Here is an 18,195-nt window from a genome sequence, read left to right on the forward strand (position 1 = left end):
CGCAAGCGCCCTGGCCGACGGCAGCCACACCGTGAGCGTCACCGATACCGATGGCGCAGGCAATACCGGTACCGCATCGGTCAGCTTCGTTCTCGATACCAAACTGACCGCGCCGACCGTATCGCTGACGACTGACAGCGGCAAGCCCGGCGACGGCCTGACCAATAAGGCCGGCCTCACCTTCAATACCGCCGATAGCGACGCAACACGGGTCATCACCGTCGACGGAAAAGTCGTGAACAGCTACGATGCCAGTGCCCTCGCAGACGGCAGCCACACCGTCAGCGTCACCGATACCGACAACGCCGGCAACACCGGAACTGCATCGGTCAGCTTCACGCTGGATACCAAGCTGACCGCGCCCACCGTCGCGCTGACGACTGACAGCGGCAAGCCCACCGACGGCCTGTCGAACAAAGCCGGACTCACGTTCAACACCGCGGATAGCGATGCGACCCGCGTCATCACCGTCGACGGCAAGGTCGTGAACGGCTACGATGCCAGCGCGCTGGCTGACGGCAGCCACACCGTCAGCGTCACCGATACCGACGGTGCGGGAAATACGGGGACCGCATCCGTTAGCTTCACACTCGACACCAAGCTGACCGCGCCGACCGTAGCGCTGACGACTGACAGCGGCAAACCCGGCGATGGTCTGACGAATAACGCAGGCATCACCTTCAACACCGCCGACAGCGATGCCACCCGCGTCATCACCGTCGACGGCAAGGTCGTGAACAGCTACGACGCAAGCGCCCTGGCCGATGGCAGCCATACCGTCAGCGTCACCGATACGGATGGCGCGGGCAACACAGGCAACGCTTCGGTCAGCTTCACCCTCGATACCAAGCTGACCGCACCCACCGTCGCGCTGACGACTGACAGCGGCAAGCCCGGCGACGGCCTGACCAACAAAGCGGGCCTCACGTTCAACATCGCTGACAGCGACGCGACCCGCGTCATCGCCGTCGACGGCAAGGTCGTGAACAGCTACGATGCCAGCGCCCTGGCCGACGGCAGCCACACCGTGAGCGTCACGGATACGGACGGCGCGGGCAACACCGGCACCGCATTGGTCACCTTCACCCTCGATACCAAGCTGACTGCGCCGACCGTCGCGCTGACGAATGACAGCGGCAAGCCCGGCGACGGCCTGACCAACAAAGCGGGCCTCACGTTCAACATGGCCGACAGCGACGCAACCCGGGTCATCACCCTCGACGGCAAACTGGTGAGCAGCTACGACCCGAGCGCCTTGGCCGATGGCAGTCACACCGTCGCCGTCACCGATACGGATGCCGCGGGCAACAGCGCCAGTGCATCGTCGACTTTTGTCCTCGACACCAAAGCGCCCGTGTTCACTTCCCCGGCGACCGCCAGCATCGCGGAAAACATCGGCACGAACCAGCTCGTGTATTCGGCGCTTGCAACCGACGATCACGCGATTGCGTTCAGCCTGGGCGGCGCTGATGCCGGCAAATTCGACATCAGCTCTTTGGGCGCCGTGACGCTCAAGGACAATCCGAATTACGAAGACATCAACCTCTACCACTTCTCCGTGGTCGCGACGGATGCCGCTGGCAACCATACCGAACAGGCCGTGGCGCTCGGTATCACCAATGTCAACGAAGCGCCGGTCGCTTCGCCGTCCAGCGTGTCGACCATCGAGAATTCCCCGATCACTTTCCAGTTCTCAGACTTCACCTTTGATCCGGATGCCGGGGACAAGCTCACCCTTTCACTCGCATCGGTGAAGGCCAGCCTGAGCTGGGCGAATACCGATCCCGCCGCCCCAACGACGCTGATCAATCCGGTCACGCATACCGCAGTTGACGTGTCATCGCTGAATGTGCAGGCCAGTATCTCGGCCGACGGCACGAGTATCACGCTGACGCCCCCTGCGGAACTAAACTGGATGGCCACAGGCCAGGCGGTGAAAGCGACATTCAATTACACGGTAACGGACTTGGGAGGCCTGTCGAGCAGTAACGCGATCACCCTGGTCATGACCGGTTCGACTAGTGACAAAGGCGTGAATCTGGTCGGTGGAAATGGCGACGACACGCTTTCGGGGAATCCGAATAACAATGCGGAAGACATCATCCAGGGTGGGAATGGCAACGACACTATTTCCGGCTACGGTGGCACCGATGTCCTTTACGGCGGCAACGGTGACGACAAGTTAAGTGGCGGCTCGGGCATCGACTATCTTTACGGAGACAGTGGCAACGATACCCTGGACGGCGGCGCCGACGGTGACTACCTTTTCGGCGGCAAAGGCAATGACATCCTCATCGGCGGCACCGGCGCTGACAAGTTCGTATTTGAACCGCAAAGCGGCAACGACCGCATCCTCGACTTCAATGCGGCCGAAGGCGACAAGCTGTATTTCGCGAACATCTTCCCGACCTCGATGACGGTAGACGCCTTTATTGCGAAGTACGTCACCGACACCGGGAACGATTTGTTGATCACTCTTCCCGGAGGTTCGATTGTGTTGGTCGGTGTCCCGAACGTCAGCGCATTGGCTGGCGCAATCTCCTTCGGCATGCCGTCATAAATACACCAACAAACCGTAAGTCCATCAAGGATGACCTTGAACTACAATCTCCCTGCGCTGATCCGATCAGCCTGAAAAACAAAATCAGCAAGGGGAGCATTGGTTTGAAATTTATTCGCATTATCGGGGGCACGCTGCCCCTGTTTATTGGTTTGACGAGTGTGGCGGCGGCACAAGACAGGCGCGAAGTCACGGAGCCGGTAGTGCCTTCGGCCTGCACCACGCTGCATGCGGAAAAATTCGTCGCCGACGACAGAAAATTATCGGATGCCGACGAAAGCAAACCCGACACACGGCTGATCCAGGCGGCGCTGGATCACTGCGCCCAAGGCAAGGCGGTGGAACTCGCAGCATCCCCTGGCAAAAACGCCTTCATGAGCGGGCCGCTTCAGGTGCCGGACGGCGTCACGCTGTTGATCGGCAAAGGCGTGACTCTGTACGCCTCGCGCAACCCGGCCGATTACGATTATCTTTCCGCTCGCGGAGTGTGCGGCACTTCCGAAGCGACCGAGCGGAAGTTTGGTGAAGCGGCTGCAGCACCGGAAGGCTTGCGCTCCATTTCCGGGCCGTCGAAGCCGATGGGCTGCCAAGCGCTAATTTCGATCATCGATGCAAAAAATGCGGCAGTGATGGGTGAAGGCACTATCGACGGCGGCGGCGACATGCAATTGATCGGCCGCGACTACAGCTGGTGGCAAATGGCGCGCAAGGCCGAACCCGGCAACAAAAAATATTACAGCGTAAAGCTGATCGTCGCGCGCAATGCGGACGGTCTGGTCTTATACGGCATCACCCTGCACAACTCACCGAACTATCACGTCACGGTCAACAATACGAACGGATTCACGGCGTGGGGCGTGCACCTGCAGACCCCGACCGTGGCGCATACCGATGCGCGTAATACCGACGGCATCGATCCTGGCAGTTCGACCAATATCACCATCGCCCACAGCTGGATCGATAACGAGGACGACAATATCGCGATCAAGACCGGCGTGACGCATATGAGCGTGCTGCACAATCATTTTTACAGCGGACATGGCATGTCGATCGGCAGCGAGACCTATAGTGGTGTCAGTAACCTGCTGGTCGACGATCTCGTCGAAGATCACACTACCAGCGGCATTCGCATCAAGAGCAATGTGACGCGTGGCGGTCCAGTGCATGATCTCGTGTACCAGAATATCTGCATGCGCGATGTGCAGGTGCCGATCGCCATCAGCCCCTACTACAACAACGGCACGATCGATCAGTTCTTCGATCCTGGATTCAAGGGCACCCGCATTCCAGACTACAAAGCGATCACCCTGCGCAATATCTCGGTCATGACGCCAGGCGACGTGCTGATCGCCGGCGCCGACGAAAGCCACCGCACCGCGGTCAGTCTTGAGAATGTGACGATCGCGGGAATACAGCCGGCCCTGGTTCACATAAAATTGGCGGACATCACCCACGCGCGCAGCAATATCCCGTTTGGCGGCCAGCCGGCGGACCTGAAGTTCGTGCCTGCCAGCGTGCCGGCGCCGGCCACTCCGTACAGCTGCGAAGGGAAATTCCTGCCGATGCGCTAAGTGCGCGGCGCGAGCTGCGCGCCCAGCTTGATGACCGCCGCGACATTGCGTCCGGCCTGGCGCAAATTGGCTTCGGCCTCCGCCAGCGCCTCGGCAACCGTGCACGGCCTGCATACGGCGCCGAACACCGCATCGATGCCATGCGTGTGCACGACGCCGACATCCTTCGCGAGGCTGCCGCCGATGCCGATCACGGGCTTTCCGTGGCGGCGCGCCACGTTCGCCACGCCGACCGGAGTCTTGCCGTTGATGCTCTGGCTGTCGATTCGTCCCTCGCCAGTCACGACGAGGTCGGCGTCGCGCACCGCCGCGTCGAGCCCGATCGCCTCGGCCACGATTTCCGCGCCCGGCCGCAGCCGGCCGTTCAGGAACACCAGCATCGCCAGCGCAATCCCGCCACCTGCGCCAACGCCCGGCACCTGCGCCGCATCCTTGCCAAGGTCCCGCTTGATGACCTCCGCATAATGGCTTAGATTGGCGTCGAGTTGCTCGACCATCGCAGGCGTCGCGCCTTTCTGTGGCCCGAAGATCGCCGACGCGCCTTGCGGCCCGACCAGCGGGTTGCTGACGTCGCAGGCGATGTCGAACACGCAGTCGCGCACGCGCGGGTCGAGGCCGGAAGCATCGATGCGCACGAGCCGCCCCAGTTCGCCGCCGCCTGGCCCGATCTCGGCGCCGTGCGCGTCGAGCATTCTCACGCCGAGCGCCTGCATCATCCCGGCGCCGCCGTCATTGGTGGCGCTGCCGCCGACACCGAGCACGAAGCGGCGCGCCCCGGCATCGAGCGCCTGGCGGATCAGTTCGCCCGTACCGTAGCTTGTGGTGACCAGCGGGTTGCGCGCATCGGGCGGCACCAGTTCGAGGCCGCTGGCGGCCGCCATCTCGATGACCGCCAACTGCCTGTCGCCGGCAAGGCCGTAGAAAGGCTGTACCGGGGCGCCGAGCGGGCCCGTCACCGTGCCGAACACGCGGCGCCCGCCCGTGGCGTCGATCATGGCCTGGACCGTGCCCTCGCCGCCGTCGGCCATCGGCTTCCTGACATACTCGGCGTCGGGGAAAATCTCGCGGAAGCCTTGCTCGATGGCGCTGGCCACCGCCATCGCCGACAGGCTTTCCTTGAATGAGTCAGGCGCGATAACAATCTTCATGTGACAGGCCCTGGTGCCTAGCGATTGACCAGTTTGGCGGGCACCAGCATCACGAGGAGCGCGCCGGCAAACAGGACCGTGGAAAGAATATACAGCGCGAGGTCGGTGCTGTGCGTCATATCCTTGATCCAGCCGACCAGGAAGGGGCTGACGAAGCCGGCGATCTGACCCAGCGAATTGATCAGGGCCAGGCCGCCGGCCGCCGCCGCGCTGCCGAGGAAAGCCGCCGGCAGCGGCCAGAACATCGGCAGGCCGGTCAGTGCACCCATCGTGGCGATGGTCAGGCCGACCATCACGATCAGCGGATTCGACGAGAACTTGGCGGCCAGCAGCAGGCCCACCAGCGCCATCAGCATCGGCACCGACAAGTGCCAGCGGCGCTCGCGGCGCTGGTCCGCGGAACGACCGGCGAACACCATGAATACGCCCGCGAACAGGTAGGGAATCGCACTCAGCCAGCCAACTGTCGCCGGATCCTTGAAGCCGAGCGCCTTGATGATCGACGGCAGCCAGAAGTTGATCGCGTACACGCCCATCTGAATCGAGAAGTAAATGGCGCCGAGCATCCAGACGTGGCCGTTGCGCAGCACGCTGGCGAACGACTGGCCGGCGTGGCTGATCGTGCGGCGGCTCTGTTCGTCCGCATCGAGCGCGGCCTGCATCGCGGCCTTCTCGTCTTGCGTCAGCCACGTCGCGTCGCGCAAGCTATCGGAGAGATAAAACAGTGCGATCACCCCGAGGATCACGGTCGGCAACCCCTGCAACAGGAATAACCATTGCCAGCCTGCCAGGCCACCCTGACCGCTGGTGAAATGATGCAGCATCCAGCCCGACAGCGGACCGCCGATCAGGCCCGACACCGGGATCGCGGACATGAACAGCGCCATCACGTGGCCGCGCTTTTCGGAAGGGAACCATTTGGTGAAGTACAGGACCATGCCGGGAAAGAAGCCGGCTTCGGCGACACCCGTAAGGAAGCGCAGCACGTAGAACGAGGTCGGATTACTGACAAACAGCATCGCCGCGGACAAGCCGCCCCACAGGATCATCATGATGCCGATGCAGCGCCGCGCACCTAGCCGGTGCAGCGTCAGGTTGGTTGGCACGCCGCTGAGGACGTAGCCCAGGAAGAAGATGCCCGCACCCAGCCCATACACGGTCTCGCTCAGCTTGAGCGCATCGAGCATCTCAAGCTTGGCGAACCCGACGTTGACCCGGTCCAGGTAATTGAACAGATAGCAGATGAAGATGAAGGGAATCAGGCGCCAGGTGGCTTTCCGATAGGCGCTGGCCAGGACCGATGTTGTTCCGTCCGCGCCCGGAAGATCGTCCGCGCCACCGCTGTACGCGCTCATGGCTTTGTTCATGATTGTCTCCGCTGTTATGTAGGTAGGGATGACGGCGATTATCGCGAAATGCTGCGCACAAATCCTCGTTCAGGCGCACTAGCCTGGACGGCGATTTTCTGCCATTTCTTGGGCATTTGCACAATCTGGAGTCGATCGATCAAACGGCAGGCATTTTTGTCAATTGGCAGGACTGCAGTCAAATCGTTTAGAGTTCAGGTCATGGATATCATAAACGCCGCCCTGGCAAACGACATCGTCACGCGAACGATGCACATCATCCCGTTCAACGTCAACGTCATGGACGTGCATGGCGTGATCCTGGCCAGCGGCGAACCCGGGCGCGTCGGCGAGCAGCACGATGGCGCCTTGCTCGCGCTGGCCCGGAAACAGACGGTCGAGATCGATGCCGTGTCGGCCAGGCTGATGCACGGCGCAAGGCCGGGCGTGAACCTGCCGCTCACCGTCAACGGGCAGATCTGCGGCGCGGTGGGGCTCTCGGGCGAGCCGGACGAGGTGCGCAGGTATGGCCAACTGGTGCAACTGACTGCCGAGATGATCTTGGAGCAGGCGAGCCTGGCCAGCGAACTGCAGCACGATTCGCGCTACCGCGAGGCCTTCGTGCTGAACCTGATCCGCTACGACGCGGCGGCGCGCCCGGAGCTTGAGGCGTGGGGACTGCGCCTTGGGGTGAACTTCGCGCGCATGCAACTGGTGTTCCTGCTCGAATTGCGGCCCGATCCGGCGCATGCGGACCGCGCGCTGGGCGAGATCCAACGCCTGCAAATGCGCCTGCTGGCGCGGCAGCCGGGCGTGCTCGCGGCCACCGTCGGGCCGCGCGAGATGGTCATCGTCGATTCCTTCGACCCAAGCAAGAAAGCGGACGCGATGCCGCAACGCCGCCTGCACGCGTTCGCGGCACTCATGCAGGAGGAATGCCAATTGCCGTTCACACTGGCAATGGGAATTGCCCGCGTGGGCGTGGAGGGCGTCTCGATTTCCTACCAGAGCGCCAGGGACACCGCGCGCCTGGGCCGGCGCCGCCAGCCGCACCAGCAATACTTCAGTTACTACGACCTGACACTGCCAGTACTGCTATCGGGCCTGGCGTCGGGCTGGCAGGCCGAACAGCTACGCGTGCCGATCGCGCGCATCGACCAGGACAAAAACAGGGAAATGCTGCGGTTGACCCTCGATACATGGTTCGCGCACAACGAGAATTCGAACCGCACAGCCCGCGCGCTGGACATCCACCGGAATACGCTCGACTACCGGCTGCGGCGCATCGCGGAGCTGACCGGACTGGACCTGACGCGCAGCGAGGATAGGCTGCTGTTGTATGCGTCAGTGCTGCTGTCGCCGGGGACTGCCAGCAGTAAGCAGCAACTACCGGCCATCCCGGCTGCCGGTGAATAGCAGCTGGCCGCCGCGAATGGTATAGCGGACGTCGGAGAAAGCGCGAATGCCGTCAGTCTTCGGATCGGCTCCAAGAACTGTCAGGTCGCCATCCATCCCCGGCGAGACTCGCCCCTGATGGCCGTCGATTTTGAATAACGCGGCAGGAGCCGTCGTCAGCATGGTCAGGATGTCGTCGGTTCCGAGACCGGCCAAGGTCAGCTGCCTGAACTCTTCGGCGACATCATAGTCAGTGAGGAAGCCCGTGTCGGTTCCGAAGACGAGACGAACACCCGCACGATGGGCCTGCAGGACGACGCTGCGGATCTCGCCGATGTTGTGGTCCTGTGAAAACAGCTTCAATGTCGGGATGATCGCAAGCCTCTTTCGCGCGAGTTCTCGAATCAGGGAAGAATCAATGCCCCCCACGTCTTCCGGTGCGTGAGCAAGGACATCCACTCCACTTGCCATCGCCACCCGGACGCCTGCGAGGTTTGTCGCATGCGCGAAAACCAGCAAGCCGAGCTGGTGGGATTGCAGGACAGCCGCGGCTGCGATGTCCTCGCGCATCGGCACCACCTTGTCTGGCGCCACGATCGATCCCGTAAAAAGCTTCGTGATATCCGCGCCCTCGGCACGATTGGCCAGGACGATGCGCCGCGCCTCATCGGCAGACTCTGGCTGGGGAAGCATGGCCCTGACCTCCGCAGGCAGGCCAGCAAGGTAAAACGGCAAGGCGTGCGCCGGATACAAGGGCAAGCCGGCGGTCCGGATGTGCGGTCCCGCTACTTCCCCGCTGTCGATACGGCGGCGCAGCGCGGTTGTGACGCCCGGGTCCGACCCGGTGTCGACGACTGAGGTAAAGCCCGCATGGGTGAGCATGTCCCGCAGCTGCTGCTCCAGCTTGTCGCGAGGAAGCGTCGAGGCGCCCAGCCACTTCGGCTCAGTGAAATGAACGTGCGCATTCCAGAAGCCGGCAAAGACAACGCAACCGTCGCAGGGCAGCACCGTTGTACCGCTCGGTAGCGGCACGTCTTTCGACACGGCGGCGATGCGGCCATCATGGATCAGCACCGTACCGTCGACGACAGGCGCGGCGCCGGGCTCCTTGTAGATCTTCGCATGCACGATGGCGAGGTCGGAAGCCCAGCAGTTTCCGAAAGCGAAGCTCATGGCTGCGGCGAGGATTACACTCTGCATCTTCATCTGACACTTCCTTCCGATGGTTTAGTCGAGGCAAGTGTAACTATATAATGGGATGAGTCCTTTCTGATGAGGTCGTCGATGGCTATTCCCAAGCGCATGCAAGCCTTCGTGTTGAAGGCATATGGCGGACCCGAGCTAGCGTCCCTGCAGGAGGTTCCGGTGCCGGAACCTGCTCCCCGGCAATTGCTCGTCAGGGTTCATGCTGCAGGATTAAATCCAGTCGACTTCAAGACGCGACGTGGCGACTTGCGCGTCGTGCAGCGCTATCCGCTGCCCGTTGTTCTTGGGAACGAGCTCGCGGGCGAGGTGGTCGCATGTGGCGCGCAAGTGCGTCGCTACAATGTGGGCGACCGCATTTTCGCGCGCGTCGACAAGAGCAGGATGGGTGCGTTCGCCGAGTTCGCCATTGTCGAGGAAGACCACGCGGCCGCGATGCCCGCAACGCTGGACTTTGCGACGGCCGCCGCCGTTCCGCTGGCCGGGCTCACCGCGCTGCAGGCTTTGCGCGATGAGCTGCACCTTGCGAGCGGCCAGCGCATCTTCATCTCAGGCGGCGCCGGTGGCGTCGGCACTTTTGCCCTGCAAATCGCACGGCATCTTGGCGCCCAGGTTGCGACGTCCGCTTCGCCGCGTGGAGAAGCGCTGGTCCGCCAGCTGGGCGCCGACACCGTGGTCGACTACACCCGCGAGCGCCCGGCCGATGTCCTCTCCGGATACGACGGTGCGTTCGATCTCATCGGCGGCGATTCCCTTGAACAGGCCTTTGCCATTGTGCGGCCCGGCGCATCGGTTGTCAGCGTCGCCGGCATGCCTGAGCCGCAAACGGCATCGAAAGACCTTGGCCGAGGGCTGGGATTGCAGGCGCTGTTCTGGGCCGCAAGCTTCTCGCTCAGGCGCCTGGCCAGCAAATACGGGGTACGCTACCGCTTTCTCTTCATGCACGCGAGTGGCGAAGAGCTGTCGGAACTCGCACGCCTGATCGACGGCGGAGAGCTCAAGGTGATTGTGGACAGCGTCTATCCGTTCGAACGAGTCGCCGAGGCGATGGCGCGGCTCGAAGCAGGCCACGCCAAGGGCAAGATCGTCGTCACAATGGCCGACAAATAAAACTGTATTTACCTGTTATTTGCCGCAGACCTGGCCTATTGTGATGTACGGAACCTGGGGAGATCTCCCTGCGAAGTGAGTGCCTCCTCAAGCTCTGATCTCATTTGCTTACAACAAACAAGGAGCACATCATGAGAAAAGGCAACTTGATCTCGATCTTTTTCGTCGGCGCCTGCTTCAGCACGTCGCTGGCTTTGAGCTCGCCTATGAGCAACGTCATCATGGTCGCCCCCGACCAGATCAAATGGGTGGACCTGCCCTTGATACCGGGCGCACAGATCGCAATCCTCGAAGGCAAGATGGATAAGAAAGGCCCGATCACGGCGCGCATCAAATTTGCGCCCAACACAAAGATCGCGGCGCACTGGCATCCGGGAATCGAGCGCGTGACGGTGCTGTCAGGAACCTTCAACTACGGCATGGGCGACAAGCTCGATGAAGGGAAAACGACAGCCCTCGGCGCGGGCAGCCTGATCGTCATGCAGCCCAAGATGCATCATTTTGCGTGGACAAAAGACGAAACCATCGTCCAGCTCAACGTGACGGGACCGTGGGCCATCCACTACGTCAATCCGGCTGACGATCCACGGAAAAAATAACGGTGAAGCATCGGGAAAATCATCGTCTGGAGCATCTTGGATGGCTGCGCGCTGCGGTTCTTGGCGCAAACGACGGCATTATTTCCACATCGAGCTTGTTAGTCGGAATCGCAGCGGCCCATGCATCGCATAGCAACATGATTTTGACCGGGCTAGCCTCGCTGGTGGCGGGCAGCATGTCAATGGCAACCGGTGAATATGTTTCGGTTTCCTCCCAGGCCGACACCGAAAAAGCGGCACTCAAACTGGAGAAAGCGGAACTGGCGCACGACCCGGAGGCGGAACATCGCGAGTTGGCCAACCTTTACATGCAACGCGGACTGGATCGCTCGCTAGCGCAAGCGGTAGCCACACAATTGATGGCGCACGACGCGATCGGCACGCATGCGCGCGATGAGCTTGGCATTTCAGAAATCACGCAAGCGCGGCCCTTACAAGCTGCGCTCGCTTCTGCATTGAGTTTCGCCGTCGGCGCGGCCATGCCGCTGGCGATTACAGCAATCACGCCGGGCCGCCTGCTCATCGGCGTTCTCGTTGCAGCGACGCTCGTCGGTCTTGCCGGGCTGGGGGCACTGGCCGCAAAGACCGGCGGCGCGCCCGCCCTGCCTGCCGCGATTCGCGTGACCTGCTGGAGCGCATTGGCGATGGGCTCCACGGTCGCGATCGGCAGCGCGTTTAATGCAAGCGTCTGAGATTTGCTGCTGATCGGGGAGTTTACGTGTAGACAGGACGAACAGAAGCCCCGCGTTCGGGGCTTCTGTCGGGGGTAAAAACCCACTCTCTTCTAGCTCATCGGTGGTGCCAACACATCGCCCCTTGGACGCAGCACCGCCGCCAGCGCGCGGCCTATGGAGCGGCTCAGAAGTATCGGACCCACGCCTGCTTCGACGTTCGTTTATAGCGCGCGAACGCGCGGCACGGGAAATATAGCACCGGCATCAGCGCCAGCGCCACCAGCCAGACCAGCCAGACGTGGTCAACACCGTAGCGCGCGCCGTGGTTGGCGCCGAACGTCGCCACCAGCAGGCGCTGCAGCCCCAGCAGCACATACAGGTGCAGCAGGTAATAGAACATCGGCGCGCCGCCAAAGGTGGCGCAGGCGCGCGTGAACCAGTTGTCGCGCGGCTCCAGCGCGGCCAGCGTCAGCGCCCCGATCCCCAGCGTCAGCAGCAGGTAGTCGAGCGAGGGTGGGTACTTGGTCAGGGCCAGGAAGGACATGACGGAGCGAATGGCGCTGTCCTGCACGGTCCACGGCAATTCTTCACCGTAGATGTTAAAGCCGCGCAGCAGCGCCAGCAGCAGCAAGGCGCAGACGCCGGCGGCGACCAGGATGCGGCGACGGCGTTCCGGGGCCATGGTGGCGGCGTACACAGGTCCCGCCGCGTAACCAGCCAGGATCACGCCGATCCAGGGCAGCAGCGGATACGCGACCTTCACCTTGACCGCGCCGTCGGCGACCAGATAGCCGCGGTGCAGCAGGAGCGTCCACGCGTCGTAGGCCACGGTGCCCGGCGCGAACGACATCCAGGTAAGCGCATTGTGGCCGAAGATGATGGCGAGGCCGACCGCGCCCAGCAGAGCGATCGGCAGCTTGTGCACCAAGCCCAGGAAGACCATGGACAGGCCGATCACCCAGATCACCTGCAGGAACACGGTCTGGGGTGGAAACACGCCGTACCAGGCGAAGTTGACGACCACCAGTTCGAGGAACACCAGCAGCAGGCCGCGCTTGACCAGGAAACCGGTCGCCGAGCGCGGGCCCGAGGCGGGATGCGCGTACAGCCAGGCCGACAGCCCCGTGAGGAACACGAACAAGGGCGCGCAAAAATGCGTTGCGATACGCGTGAAGAACAGCGGCGGGTCGGTATGGACCGCGTCCAACGGATCACTCAAGGGGACGTGCACATAGATCGCTTCGCGCACATGATCAAACAACATGATGAGCATGATGAGTCCGCGCAAGACGTCGATCACGGCGATGCGCGAGCGCGCCGGCTGCACCGCGGCGCGGGCCGCTGCCGGCGCGCTCGGGCCATTCCAGGCGGCGGTATTGTACAAAGTGGTCTGGTCCATCTGTCTGCCTTCGATTCAAGTTGATCATGGACTGCTGCCGCACCGTGGATCGCGCGACCAGACCATTGTAAGGAGACCGTTCCGAATTTTATGCTTAGTTCCCACTGCGCGGCAGTGCCAAGGCATCGAAAAAGGAAGCGAGATAGCATTTCGTATGGCATCCGCAGCGCTCCGGACTGCTGGCACGCCATGTCGTATGAAGACCCCAAAACCACTTTTTCTGTTTCCGGGACGGTCTCAAACAGGTCAATCTCACCTGACCGATATGTTGTAATGATCGGGACAGATGGCCGGCCCCCCGCGCGAGCGCGCCTCCACCTGCGCAAGCGGTCGGCATGGCCATGCTGGTCCAGCAGCCGCTCATGGGTTCGGCGACGATACCTGGTTCGCCGCCTGATTACCACTACGGAGAACATCTTGCCAACGACCTCATTACCGCTTCGAATCGGCCGCCTGCTGCTGCCGCTCCTGCTCGTCCTTGCCGCCGGCGCGGCCTGCGCCCACGGCGTCGCCGAGGACGACAAGGCGTATTTCGAGCAGACCAGCGGCGCCCACATCCTGCCCTTCATCTACCTGGGCGCCAAGCACATGGTAACCGGCTACGACCACCTGCTGTTCCTGTTCGGCGTGATCTTCTTCCTGTACCGCCTGAAGGACGTCGGCGCCTATGTGACCCTGTTCGCGCTCGGGCACAGCATCACCCTCCTGAGCGGCGTGCTCAGCGAAACGCGGGTCAATCCCTACATCATCGACGCCATCATCGGCTTTTCGGTTGTCTACAAGGCGCTAGATAACATGGGGGCGCTGCGGCGCGTCCTCGGGTTCCAGCCGAACACCAAGGCCGCGGTGCTGGTGTTCGGCCTGTTCCACGGCTTCGGCCTCGCCACCAAGCTGCAAGAGCTGGCACTGTCCAAGGATGGACTGGTGCCGAACATCCTGTCGTTCAACGTCGGCGTCGAGATCGGCCAGATGCTGGCGCTGTCCGCGATCCTGATAGCGATGGGCTACTGGCGCCGCAGCGCCACTTTCGGCCGCCAGGCATTCAACGCGAACGTCGTGCTGATGATCGCCGGCTTCGTCCTTATGGGGTACCAACTGACCGGCTTTGCCGTCGCTTAACGAGGAAAACATGACTACCTACGACACCAATCTGCTCCCTACCCTGCCTCAACTGGGCAAGGCCACCGCGGTCGCGCTTGCGGTGGCCGGCACGATCCTGGTCGGCGCCGTGCTGCCGGCCGAATACGGCATCGACCCAAGTGGCATCGGCAAGGCCCTCGGCCTGACGCAATTGAACGGCGGTGCCCGCCCGGCCGCGGAGGTGGCGCCGGCAGCCAGCGCCGCCGGCGCCACGACGGTCACCAAGACCGCACACCCATTCCGCAGCGACGAGATGAGCATCACCCTGCAGCCGGGCGAAGGCGCCGAGGTCAAGGCCGCGATCAGCAAGGGCGAGCAATTCGTGTTCAGCTGGTCTTCGGAAGGCGGGCCGGTCAAGTCCGACATGCACGGCGAGCCGTTCAACGCCGGCCCGCGCGAATTCAGCACCTACTGGAAGGCGGCGCAGCAGGAATCCGGACGCGGCACCTTCACGGCGCCGTTCGACGGCATCCATGGCTGGTACTGGCGCAACAAGGGCACGGTGCCGGTGACGATCCATGTCCAGGTCAGCGGCTTCCACGACAAGCTGTTCCGCCCTGCTCCCGGAGCCTGATCAGAATGTCCTGCTCGGGAATGCAAAAAAGGAAGGCCGAGGCCTTCCTTTTTTTTTGCGTCCCTTGAACTGCCGCTTACTTGACGACGAAGGTCGCCGGCACCTTGGTCTTGTCGGCCAGGACCACCAGCGCGATCACCTTGGCGCCCTTGGCAGCCTGCGCGCCGACGGCTTCGAGCTTGTTGCCGCCGGCCGGCTTGAGCACGTAGTCGGTCCTGGCGCTGCCGTTCTGGATGCTCACGTGGCCGCTCAGGCCCGCGCTCGGCATCGGGTCGCCGTCGTCCTCGACATACAGTTCGATCTTGCCGCTCGCGGGCACCAGTTCCAGCCAGGTGTCGCCCACCGCCTGCACGATGCCGCCGTGGTTCGGGGTCGGCGTGCCATGGCTGTGGGCGGTCGACAACGCCAGCGCGGCGGACACCGCCAGTAACACGGACAGGGATTTCTTCATCATCTAGTCTCCAGAGGTAATACGACGTTTATTCCGGTGCGTGCGGAAGCACGAAAGAAAGCGAGGCCAGGTGTTCCAGGTGATCGTACTTCTTCGGCTCTTCGGAAGGTGAGTTCAGGATCGCGACGATCACATTCAGGCCCTGGTTGCGCACCGGGATGGTGACCGTCCCGTCGGCGCCGGTCAGCACTGGCTTGCCGTCCGGGTCGTTGAGCCAGTCGTGCATGACCCTGGCGCCGGCCACCGGCTTGCCCTTGAAGTACACGCGCAGCTTGATCGGCTGGCCGAGCAGCGCGGGCAGCTTGTCCTCCACCGGTACGATCTGCAAGGTCTGCTCCGGCAGCAGCGGAAGCGGCTTGGTGAGCGGGCCGATGATGTGCACCGCGTACTTGGTGTTCTTTTCGCTGACGGTGGCGGTGGGCTGCTCGTCGCGCCCCTGCTTGTGCCACTTGCCGTCCGGGGTATGACTCCAGGTGCCGTTGTCCAGCACCGCCGCGACGATGGCCGGCTGGTTCTCCAGGTCGGCCAGTACCAGGCGGCCATCGATATGCAGCGAAGTGGGAACCGGCTTGCCGTCGGCGTCGTAGCCCTTCATGCTTGTCACCATCGAAAAGCGCTTGACGATATCGAGGTCGTCCGCGCCGATACCATACAGCAGCGCCAGCTGGGTGGCGCGCTGGGCGAACCAGATGCCATGCGACTGCGCCGCGCTGCTCGCGCCCAGGCCCGCGACCAGTGCCATGAGTGCCACTGCTTTGTTCAGACGTTTCATGATCTTGCCTCTTTTTGACGTGTTAAAAGCGGTTCAAAAGGAATGGCGTACGTTCAGCGACACCGTGCGCGAGGTGCCCGGCATGACCCATACCTGGCTGTACGAACTGGCGTAATAGCTCTTGTTGAACAGGTTGTCGACGTTCAGCGACACACGCGTCTTCTTGCTCGGAGCGTACGACGAAATCAGCCGGAAGATCGTATAGGCCGGCAATTCGAAGTTGGTGGAAGCGGCGACGTCGCCCAGGCGCGCACCGACGTAGTTGACGCCGCCGCCCAGCGAGGCGGTGCCAGAGCCGAGCGAAAAGCTCTGCGTCAGCACGACCGAGGCACTGTTCTTGGGGACGTTGGGGAAGCGGCTGCCGGTCACGATGGTAGCGTCGCCATGTGTGACGATCGCATCGGTATAGGCATACGAGGCCGACAGCTTGAGATTGCGCGCCAGCTCGCCCGAGACGTCGAGCTCCACGCCCTTGCTGGCGACCTCGCCGGCCGCCAGCGCGAAGTCGGTGTTGATCGGATTGGTGGTCAGCACGTTCTGCTTGGTGATGTGGTACAGCGCGAGAGTGCCGCTCAGGCGGTCATTGTCGTACTTGGCGCCGACCTCGTAGGACTTGCTCTTCTCGGGCGGAAAGGCCTGGTTCTCGATGCTGACGCCGTCGTTCGGACGGAAGGCGCGCCCGGCGGTGGCATACAGCGACAGCTGCTTGTCCGGCTGGTACACCAGGCCGGCACGCGGGCTGGTGGCTTCCGGGCTCTGCGTGCTGGTCGCGCTCACGCGGTAATTGACGACCGACTGGTCGGCGCTGTCGCGGCGCACGCCCAGCAGCATCTTCCACTGCTGGCTCAGGTCCACCTGGTCCTGGGCGTACACGCCGTGCGCGCGCTGCTCGGACTTGGTGTCGATCGACAGCGTCATCGGATCGGCGACGCCGCCGTAGACCGGGTTGTAGATGTCGATCGCGTACGGGTTGGTGGCGTTGGGATTGCGGCGGTACTGGATGCGGCGGTCGTCGAACTTGAAGGCGTCCACGCCGAACAGCAGGTTATGCTGGACCGGGCCGGTCGTGACCTTGCCGAGGATTTCCAGCCGGCCGGAGCGGTCGATCGCCTTGTTGTCGTTCAGGCGGTGCTGGCGGCGCAGCGTGCGGCCGTCGGCCAGCACGTTGTTGGCCTGGCTCGACACGCCATACAGGGAGCTGCTGCGGTAGGCCACGCCGGTCTGCAGGGACCAGTCGTCGTTGAACGGATGCTGGACGAAAAACTGCTGGCCGACCGAACGGATGGTCACCGGGCCGTCGGCTGGCTCGCCCAGGAAGCGCGATACCGGGATCAGGCCGAGCACGCCGTTGACGGCCAGGACGCCGCGGTCGAACGGCGCACGCTGCTCCACCGCCTCCACTTCATACGATACCGTAGTCGCCTCGCCGACCAGCCAGACGAAGGACGGCGACAGGAACTTGCGATCATGATTGAGCCGGTCGCGGAAGCTGTCGCCCTTTTCCCAGGCGGCGTTCAGGCGGTAGGCCAGGGTTTCGCTGATCGGGCCGGTAAAATCGACCGCACCGCGCCGCGTCCTGTAGCTGGCAAGCGTGCCCTCGATCGTGTACTCGGGCTGGAAGCGCGGCTTCTTGGTGGTGATGTTGACGGTGCCGCCTGGCTCGCCACGGCCGTACAGCGCGGCCGCCGGCCCCTTGAGGATTTCCACCGACTGCGTGTTCACGCCATCGCGCAGGCCGTTGTAGCCGCGGCTCGAACTGAAGCCGTTGACCATGTAGTCGGAGCCGAAGTTCGGGTCACCGGTGAAGCCGCGCATGGCATAGCTGTCCCACAGGCCGCCGAAGTTGCTGGCGCGCGAGATGCCGCTGGAGAGGTCAAGCGCGCCGGCGAGGTCGGTGACGCCCACATCCTTGAGCAGGTCGGCGGTGATCACACGGACGCTTTGCGGCAGGTCCTGCAAAGGCGTGTCGGTCTTGGTGGCGCCGGTGGCCGACAGGCTGCGATAGTTCTGGCGCTGGCCGGTGACGACCACTTTCGTGGTCGGGTCGCCGCCCGCCGCCGGCGCGGCGTCGTCAACGGCGGGCGACGCGACAGGGGCGGCGGCGGGCGCCTCGGGTGCTGCGGCCAGTGCCGCGATCGGATAGGTGGCGGCCAAAAACAAGGCCAGAGTGTGGTGCCGGGACGGATACATGCGAACTCCTGGTGTCGTAAGGTGTACTGGTGAACTTTGCGAAGTCTCTTCTGATTCCCGGCC

General features: G+C 63.1%; 15 protein-coding genes. 8 read left to right on the forward strand and 7 right to left on the reverse strand.

Annotation, left to right across the window (positions count from 1 at the left end; all coding sequences use genetic code 11):
• On the forward strand, window positions 1–2,560 hold a 2,560-nt coding region (locus tag NX778_RS20945; RefSeq protein WP_258813744.1), incomplete at its 5' end, for an Ig-like domain-containing protein.
• Window positions 2,561–2,664: 104 nt separating this feature from the next.
• On the forward strand, window positions 2,665–4,131 hold the full coding sequence (locus tag NX778_RS20950; protein WP_258813745.1) for a glycoside hydrolase family 28 protein: 1,467 nt from the start codon (window positions 2,665–2,667) through the stop codon (window positions 4,129–4,131).
• On the opposite strand, the gene NX778_RS20955 is transcribed toward NX778_RS20950, so the two are convergent.
• A complete protein-coding gene (locus NX778_RS20955) occupies window positions 4,128–5,279 on the reverse strand; it encodes a glycerate kinase (RefSeq protein ID WP_258813746.1) in 1,152 nt (383 codons plus the stop codon). The genes NX778_RS20950 and NX778_RS20955 overlap by 4 nt on opposite strands.
• A 17-nt stretch (window positions 5,280–5,296) precedes the next feature.
• A complete protein-coding gene (locus NX778_RS20960; protein ID WP_370661362.1) occupies window positions 5,297–6,634 on the reverse strand; it encodes an MFS transporter in 1,338 nt (445 codons plus the stop codon).
• A gap of 213 nt (window positions 6,635–6,847) precedes the next feature.
• On the opposite strand from NX778_RS20960, the gene NX778_RS20965 reads away from it, so the two are divergent.
• Window positions 6,848–8,041: a sugar diacid recognition domain-containing protein gene (locus NX778_RS20965; protein ID WP_258813748.1), complete on the forward strand. Its 1,194-nt coding sequence runs from the start codon at window positions 6,848–6,850 to the stop codon at window positions 8,039–8,041.
• Here the strand turns inward: NX778_RS20965 and NX778_RS20970 are convergent.
• Window positions 8,012–9,226 (reverse strand): amidohydrolase family protein, encoded by a 1,215-nt coding sequence (locus tag NX778_RS20970; protein WP_258813749.1) that lies wholly within the window; start codon window positions 9,224–9,226, stop codon window positions 8,012–8,014. The genes NX778_RS20965 and NX778_RS20970 overlap by 30 nt on opposite strands.
• 78 nt (window positions 9,227–9,304) lie before the next feature.
• Here NX778_RS20970 and NX778_RS20975 point away from each other — a divergent pair, with 78 nt between their 5' ends.
• The 3 genes from NX778_RS20975 (at window position 9,305) to NX778_RS20985 (ending at window position 11,624) form a co-directional block, all read left to right on the forward strand.
• On the forward strand, window positions 9,305–10,333 hold the full coding sequence (locus NX778_RS20975; RefSeq protein WP_258813750.1) for an NADP-dependent oxidoreductase: 1,029 nt from the start codon (window positions 9,305–9,307) through the stop codon (window positions 10,331–10,333).
• 131 nt (window positions 10,334–10,464) lie between these two features.
• Complete coding sequence (locus tag NX778_RS20980; protein ID WP_258813751.1) at window positions 10,465–10,932, forward strand: cupin domain-containing protein; 468 nt, start codon at window positions 10,465–10,467, stop codon at window positions 10,930–10,932.
• A 2-nt stretch (window positions 10,933–10,934) separates the two neighbouring features.
• Window positions 10,935–11,624: a VIT1/CCC1 transporter family protein gene (locus tag NX778_RS20985; protein WP_370661359.1), complete on the forward strand. Its 690-nt coding sequence runs from the start codon at window positions 10,935–10,937 to the stop codon at window positions 11,622–11,624.
• Between the two features lie 166 nt (window positions 11,625–11,790).
• Here NX778_RS20985 and NX778_RS20990 read toward each other — a convergent pair whose 3' ends face one another.
• On the reverse strand, window positions 11,791–13,005 hold the full coding sequence (locus NX778_RS20990; RefSeq protein ID WP_258813752.1) for an acetyltransferase domain-containing protein: 1,215 nt from the start codon (window positions 13,003–13,005) through the stop codon (window positions 11,791–11,793).
• A 417-nt stretch (window positions 13,006–13,422) separates the two neighbouring features.
• Here NX778_RS20990 and NX778_RS20995 point away from each other — a divergent pair, with 417 nt between their 5' ends.
• Together NX778_RS20995 and NX778_RS21000 are read left to right on the forward strand one after the other, a co-directional pair.
• Entirely contained in the window at window positions 13,423–14,124 is a 702-nt protein-coding gene (locus tag NX778_RS20995) for a HupE/UreJ family protein (protein WP_258813753.1), read from the forward strand.
• 10 nt (window positions 14,125–14,134) lie between these two features.
• On the forward strand, window positions 14,135–14,719 hold the full coding sequence (locus NX778_RS21000) for a transmembrane anchor protein (RefSeq protein ID WP_258813754.1): 585 nt from the start codon (window positions 14,135–14,137) through the stop codon (window positions 14,717–14,719).
• Between the two features lie 76 nt (window positions 14,720–14,795).
• Here the strand turns inward: NX778_RS21000 and NX778_RS21005 are convergent, their stop codons facing one another.
• Genes NX778_RS21005 through NX778_RS21015 form a run of 3 tightly spaced genes read right to left on the reverse strand, consistent with a single transcriptional unit; the run spans window position 14,796 to window position 18,132 of the window.
• Complete coding sequence (locus NX778_RS21005) at window positions 14,796–15,173, reverse strand: hypothetical protein (protein ID WP_258813755.1); 378 nt, start codon at window positions 15,171–15,173, stop codon at window positions 14,796–14,798.
• Between the two features lie 25 nt (window positions 15,174–15,198).
• Window positions 15,199–15,942 (reverse strand): DUF4198 domain-containing protein, encoded by a 744-nt coding sequence (locus NX778_RS21010; RefSeq protein WP_258813756.1) that lies wholly within the window; start codon window positions 15,940–15,942, stop codon window positions 15,199–15,201.
• Between the two features lie 33 nt (window positions 15,943–15,975).
• Window positions 15,976–18,132, reverse strand: a complete 2,157-nt coding sequence (locus NX778_RS21015) for a TonB-dependent siderophore receptor (RefSeq protein WP_258813757.1) — start codon at window positions 18,130–18,132, stop codon at window positions 15,976–15,978.
• Window positions 18,133–18,195 lie beyond the last annotated feature (63 nt).

It is taken from the genome of Massilia terrae, from assembly GCF_024753145.1.
Taxonomy (GTDB): domain Bacteria; phylum Pseudomonadota; class Gammaproteobacteria; order Burkholderiales; family Burkholderiaceae_D; genus Telluria; species Telluria terrae.

What these genes read in the sequence shown, in the direction of transcription:
- NX778_RS20955 (WP_258813746.1), bottom strand. Translation starts at nt 5,279, where the DNA reads ATGAAGATTGTTATCGCGCCTGACTCATTCAAGGAAAGCCTGTCGGCG.
- NX778_RS20960 (WP_370661362.1), bottom strand. Translation starts at nt 6,634, where the DNA reads ATGAGCGCGTACAGCGGTGGCGCGGACGATCTTCCGGGCGCGGACGGA.
- NX778_RS20965 (WP_258813748.1), top strand. Translation starts at nt 6,848, where the DNA reads ATGGATATCATAAACGCCGCCCTGGCAAACGACATCGTCACGCGAACG.
- NX778_RS20970 (WP_258813749.1), bottom strand. Translation starts at nt 9,226, where the DNA reads ATGAAGATGCAGAGTGTAATCCTCGCCGCAGCCATGAGCTTCGCTTTC.
- NX778_RS20975 (WP_258813750.1), top strand. Translation starts at nt 9,305, where the DNA reads ATGGCTATTCCCAAGCGCATGCAAGCCTTCGTGTTGAAGGCATATGGC.
- NX778_RS20980 (WP_258813751.1), top strand. Translation starts at nt 10,465, where the DNA reads ATGAGAAAAGGCAACTTGATCTCGATCTTTTTCGTCGGCGCCTGCTTC.
- NX778_RS20990 (WP_258813752.1), bottom strand. Translation starts at nt 13,005, where the DNA reads ATGGACCAGACCACTTTGTACAATACCGCCGCCTGGAATGGCCCGAGC.
- NX778_RS21000 (WP_258813754.1), top strand. Translation starts at nt 14,135, where the DNA reads ATGACTACCTACGACACCAATCTGCTCCCTACCCTGCCTCAACTGGGC.
- NX778_RS21005 (WP_258813755.1), bottom strand. Translation starts at nt 15,173, where the DNA reads ATGATGAAGAAATCCCTGTCCGTGTTACTGGCGGTGTCCGCCGCGCTG.
- NX778_RS21010 (WP_258813756.1), bottom strand. Translation starts at nt 15,942, where the DNA reads ATGAAACGTCTGAACAAAGCAGTGGCACTCATGGCACTGGTCGCGGGC.
- NX778_RS21015 (WP_258813757.1), bottom strand. Translation starts at nt 18,132, where the DNA reads ATGTATCCGTCCCGGCACCACACTCTGGCCTTGTTTTTGGCCGCCACC.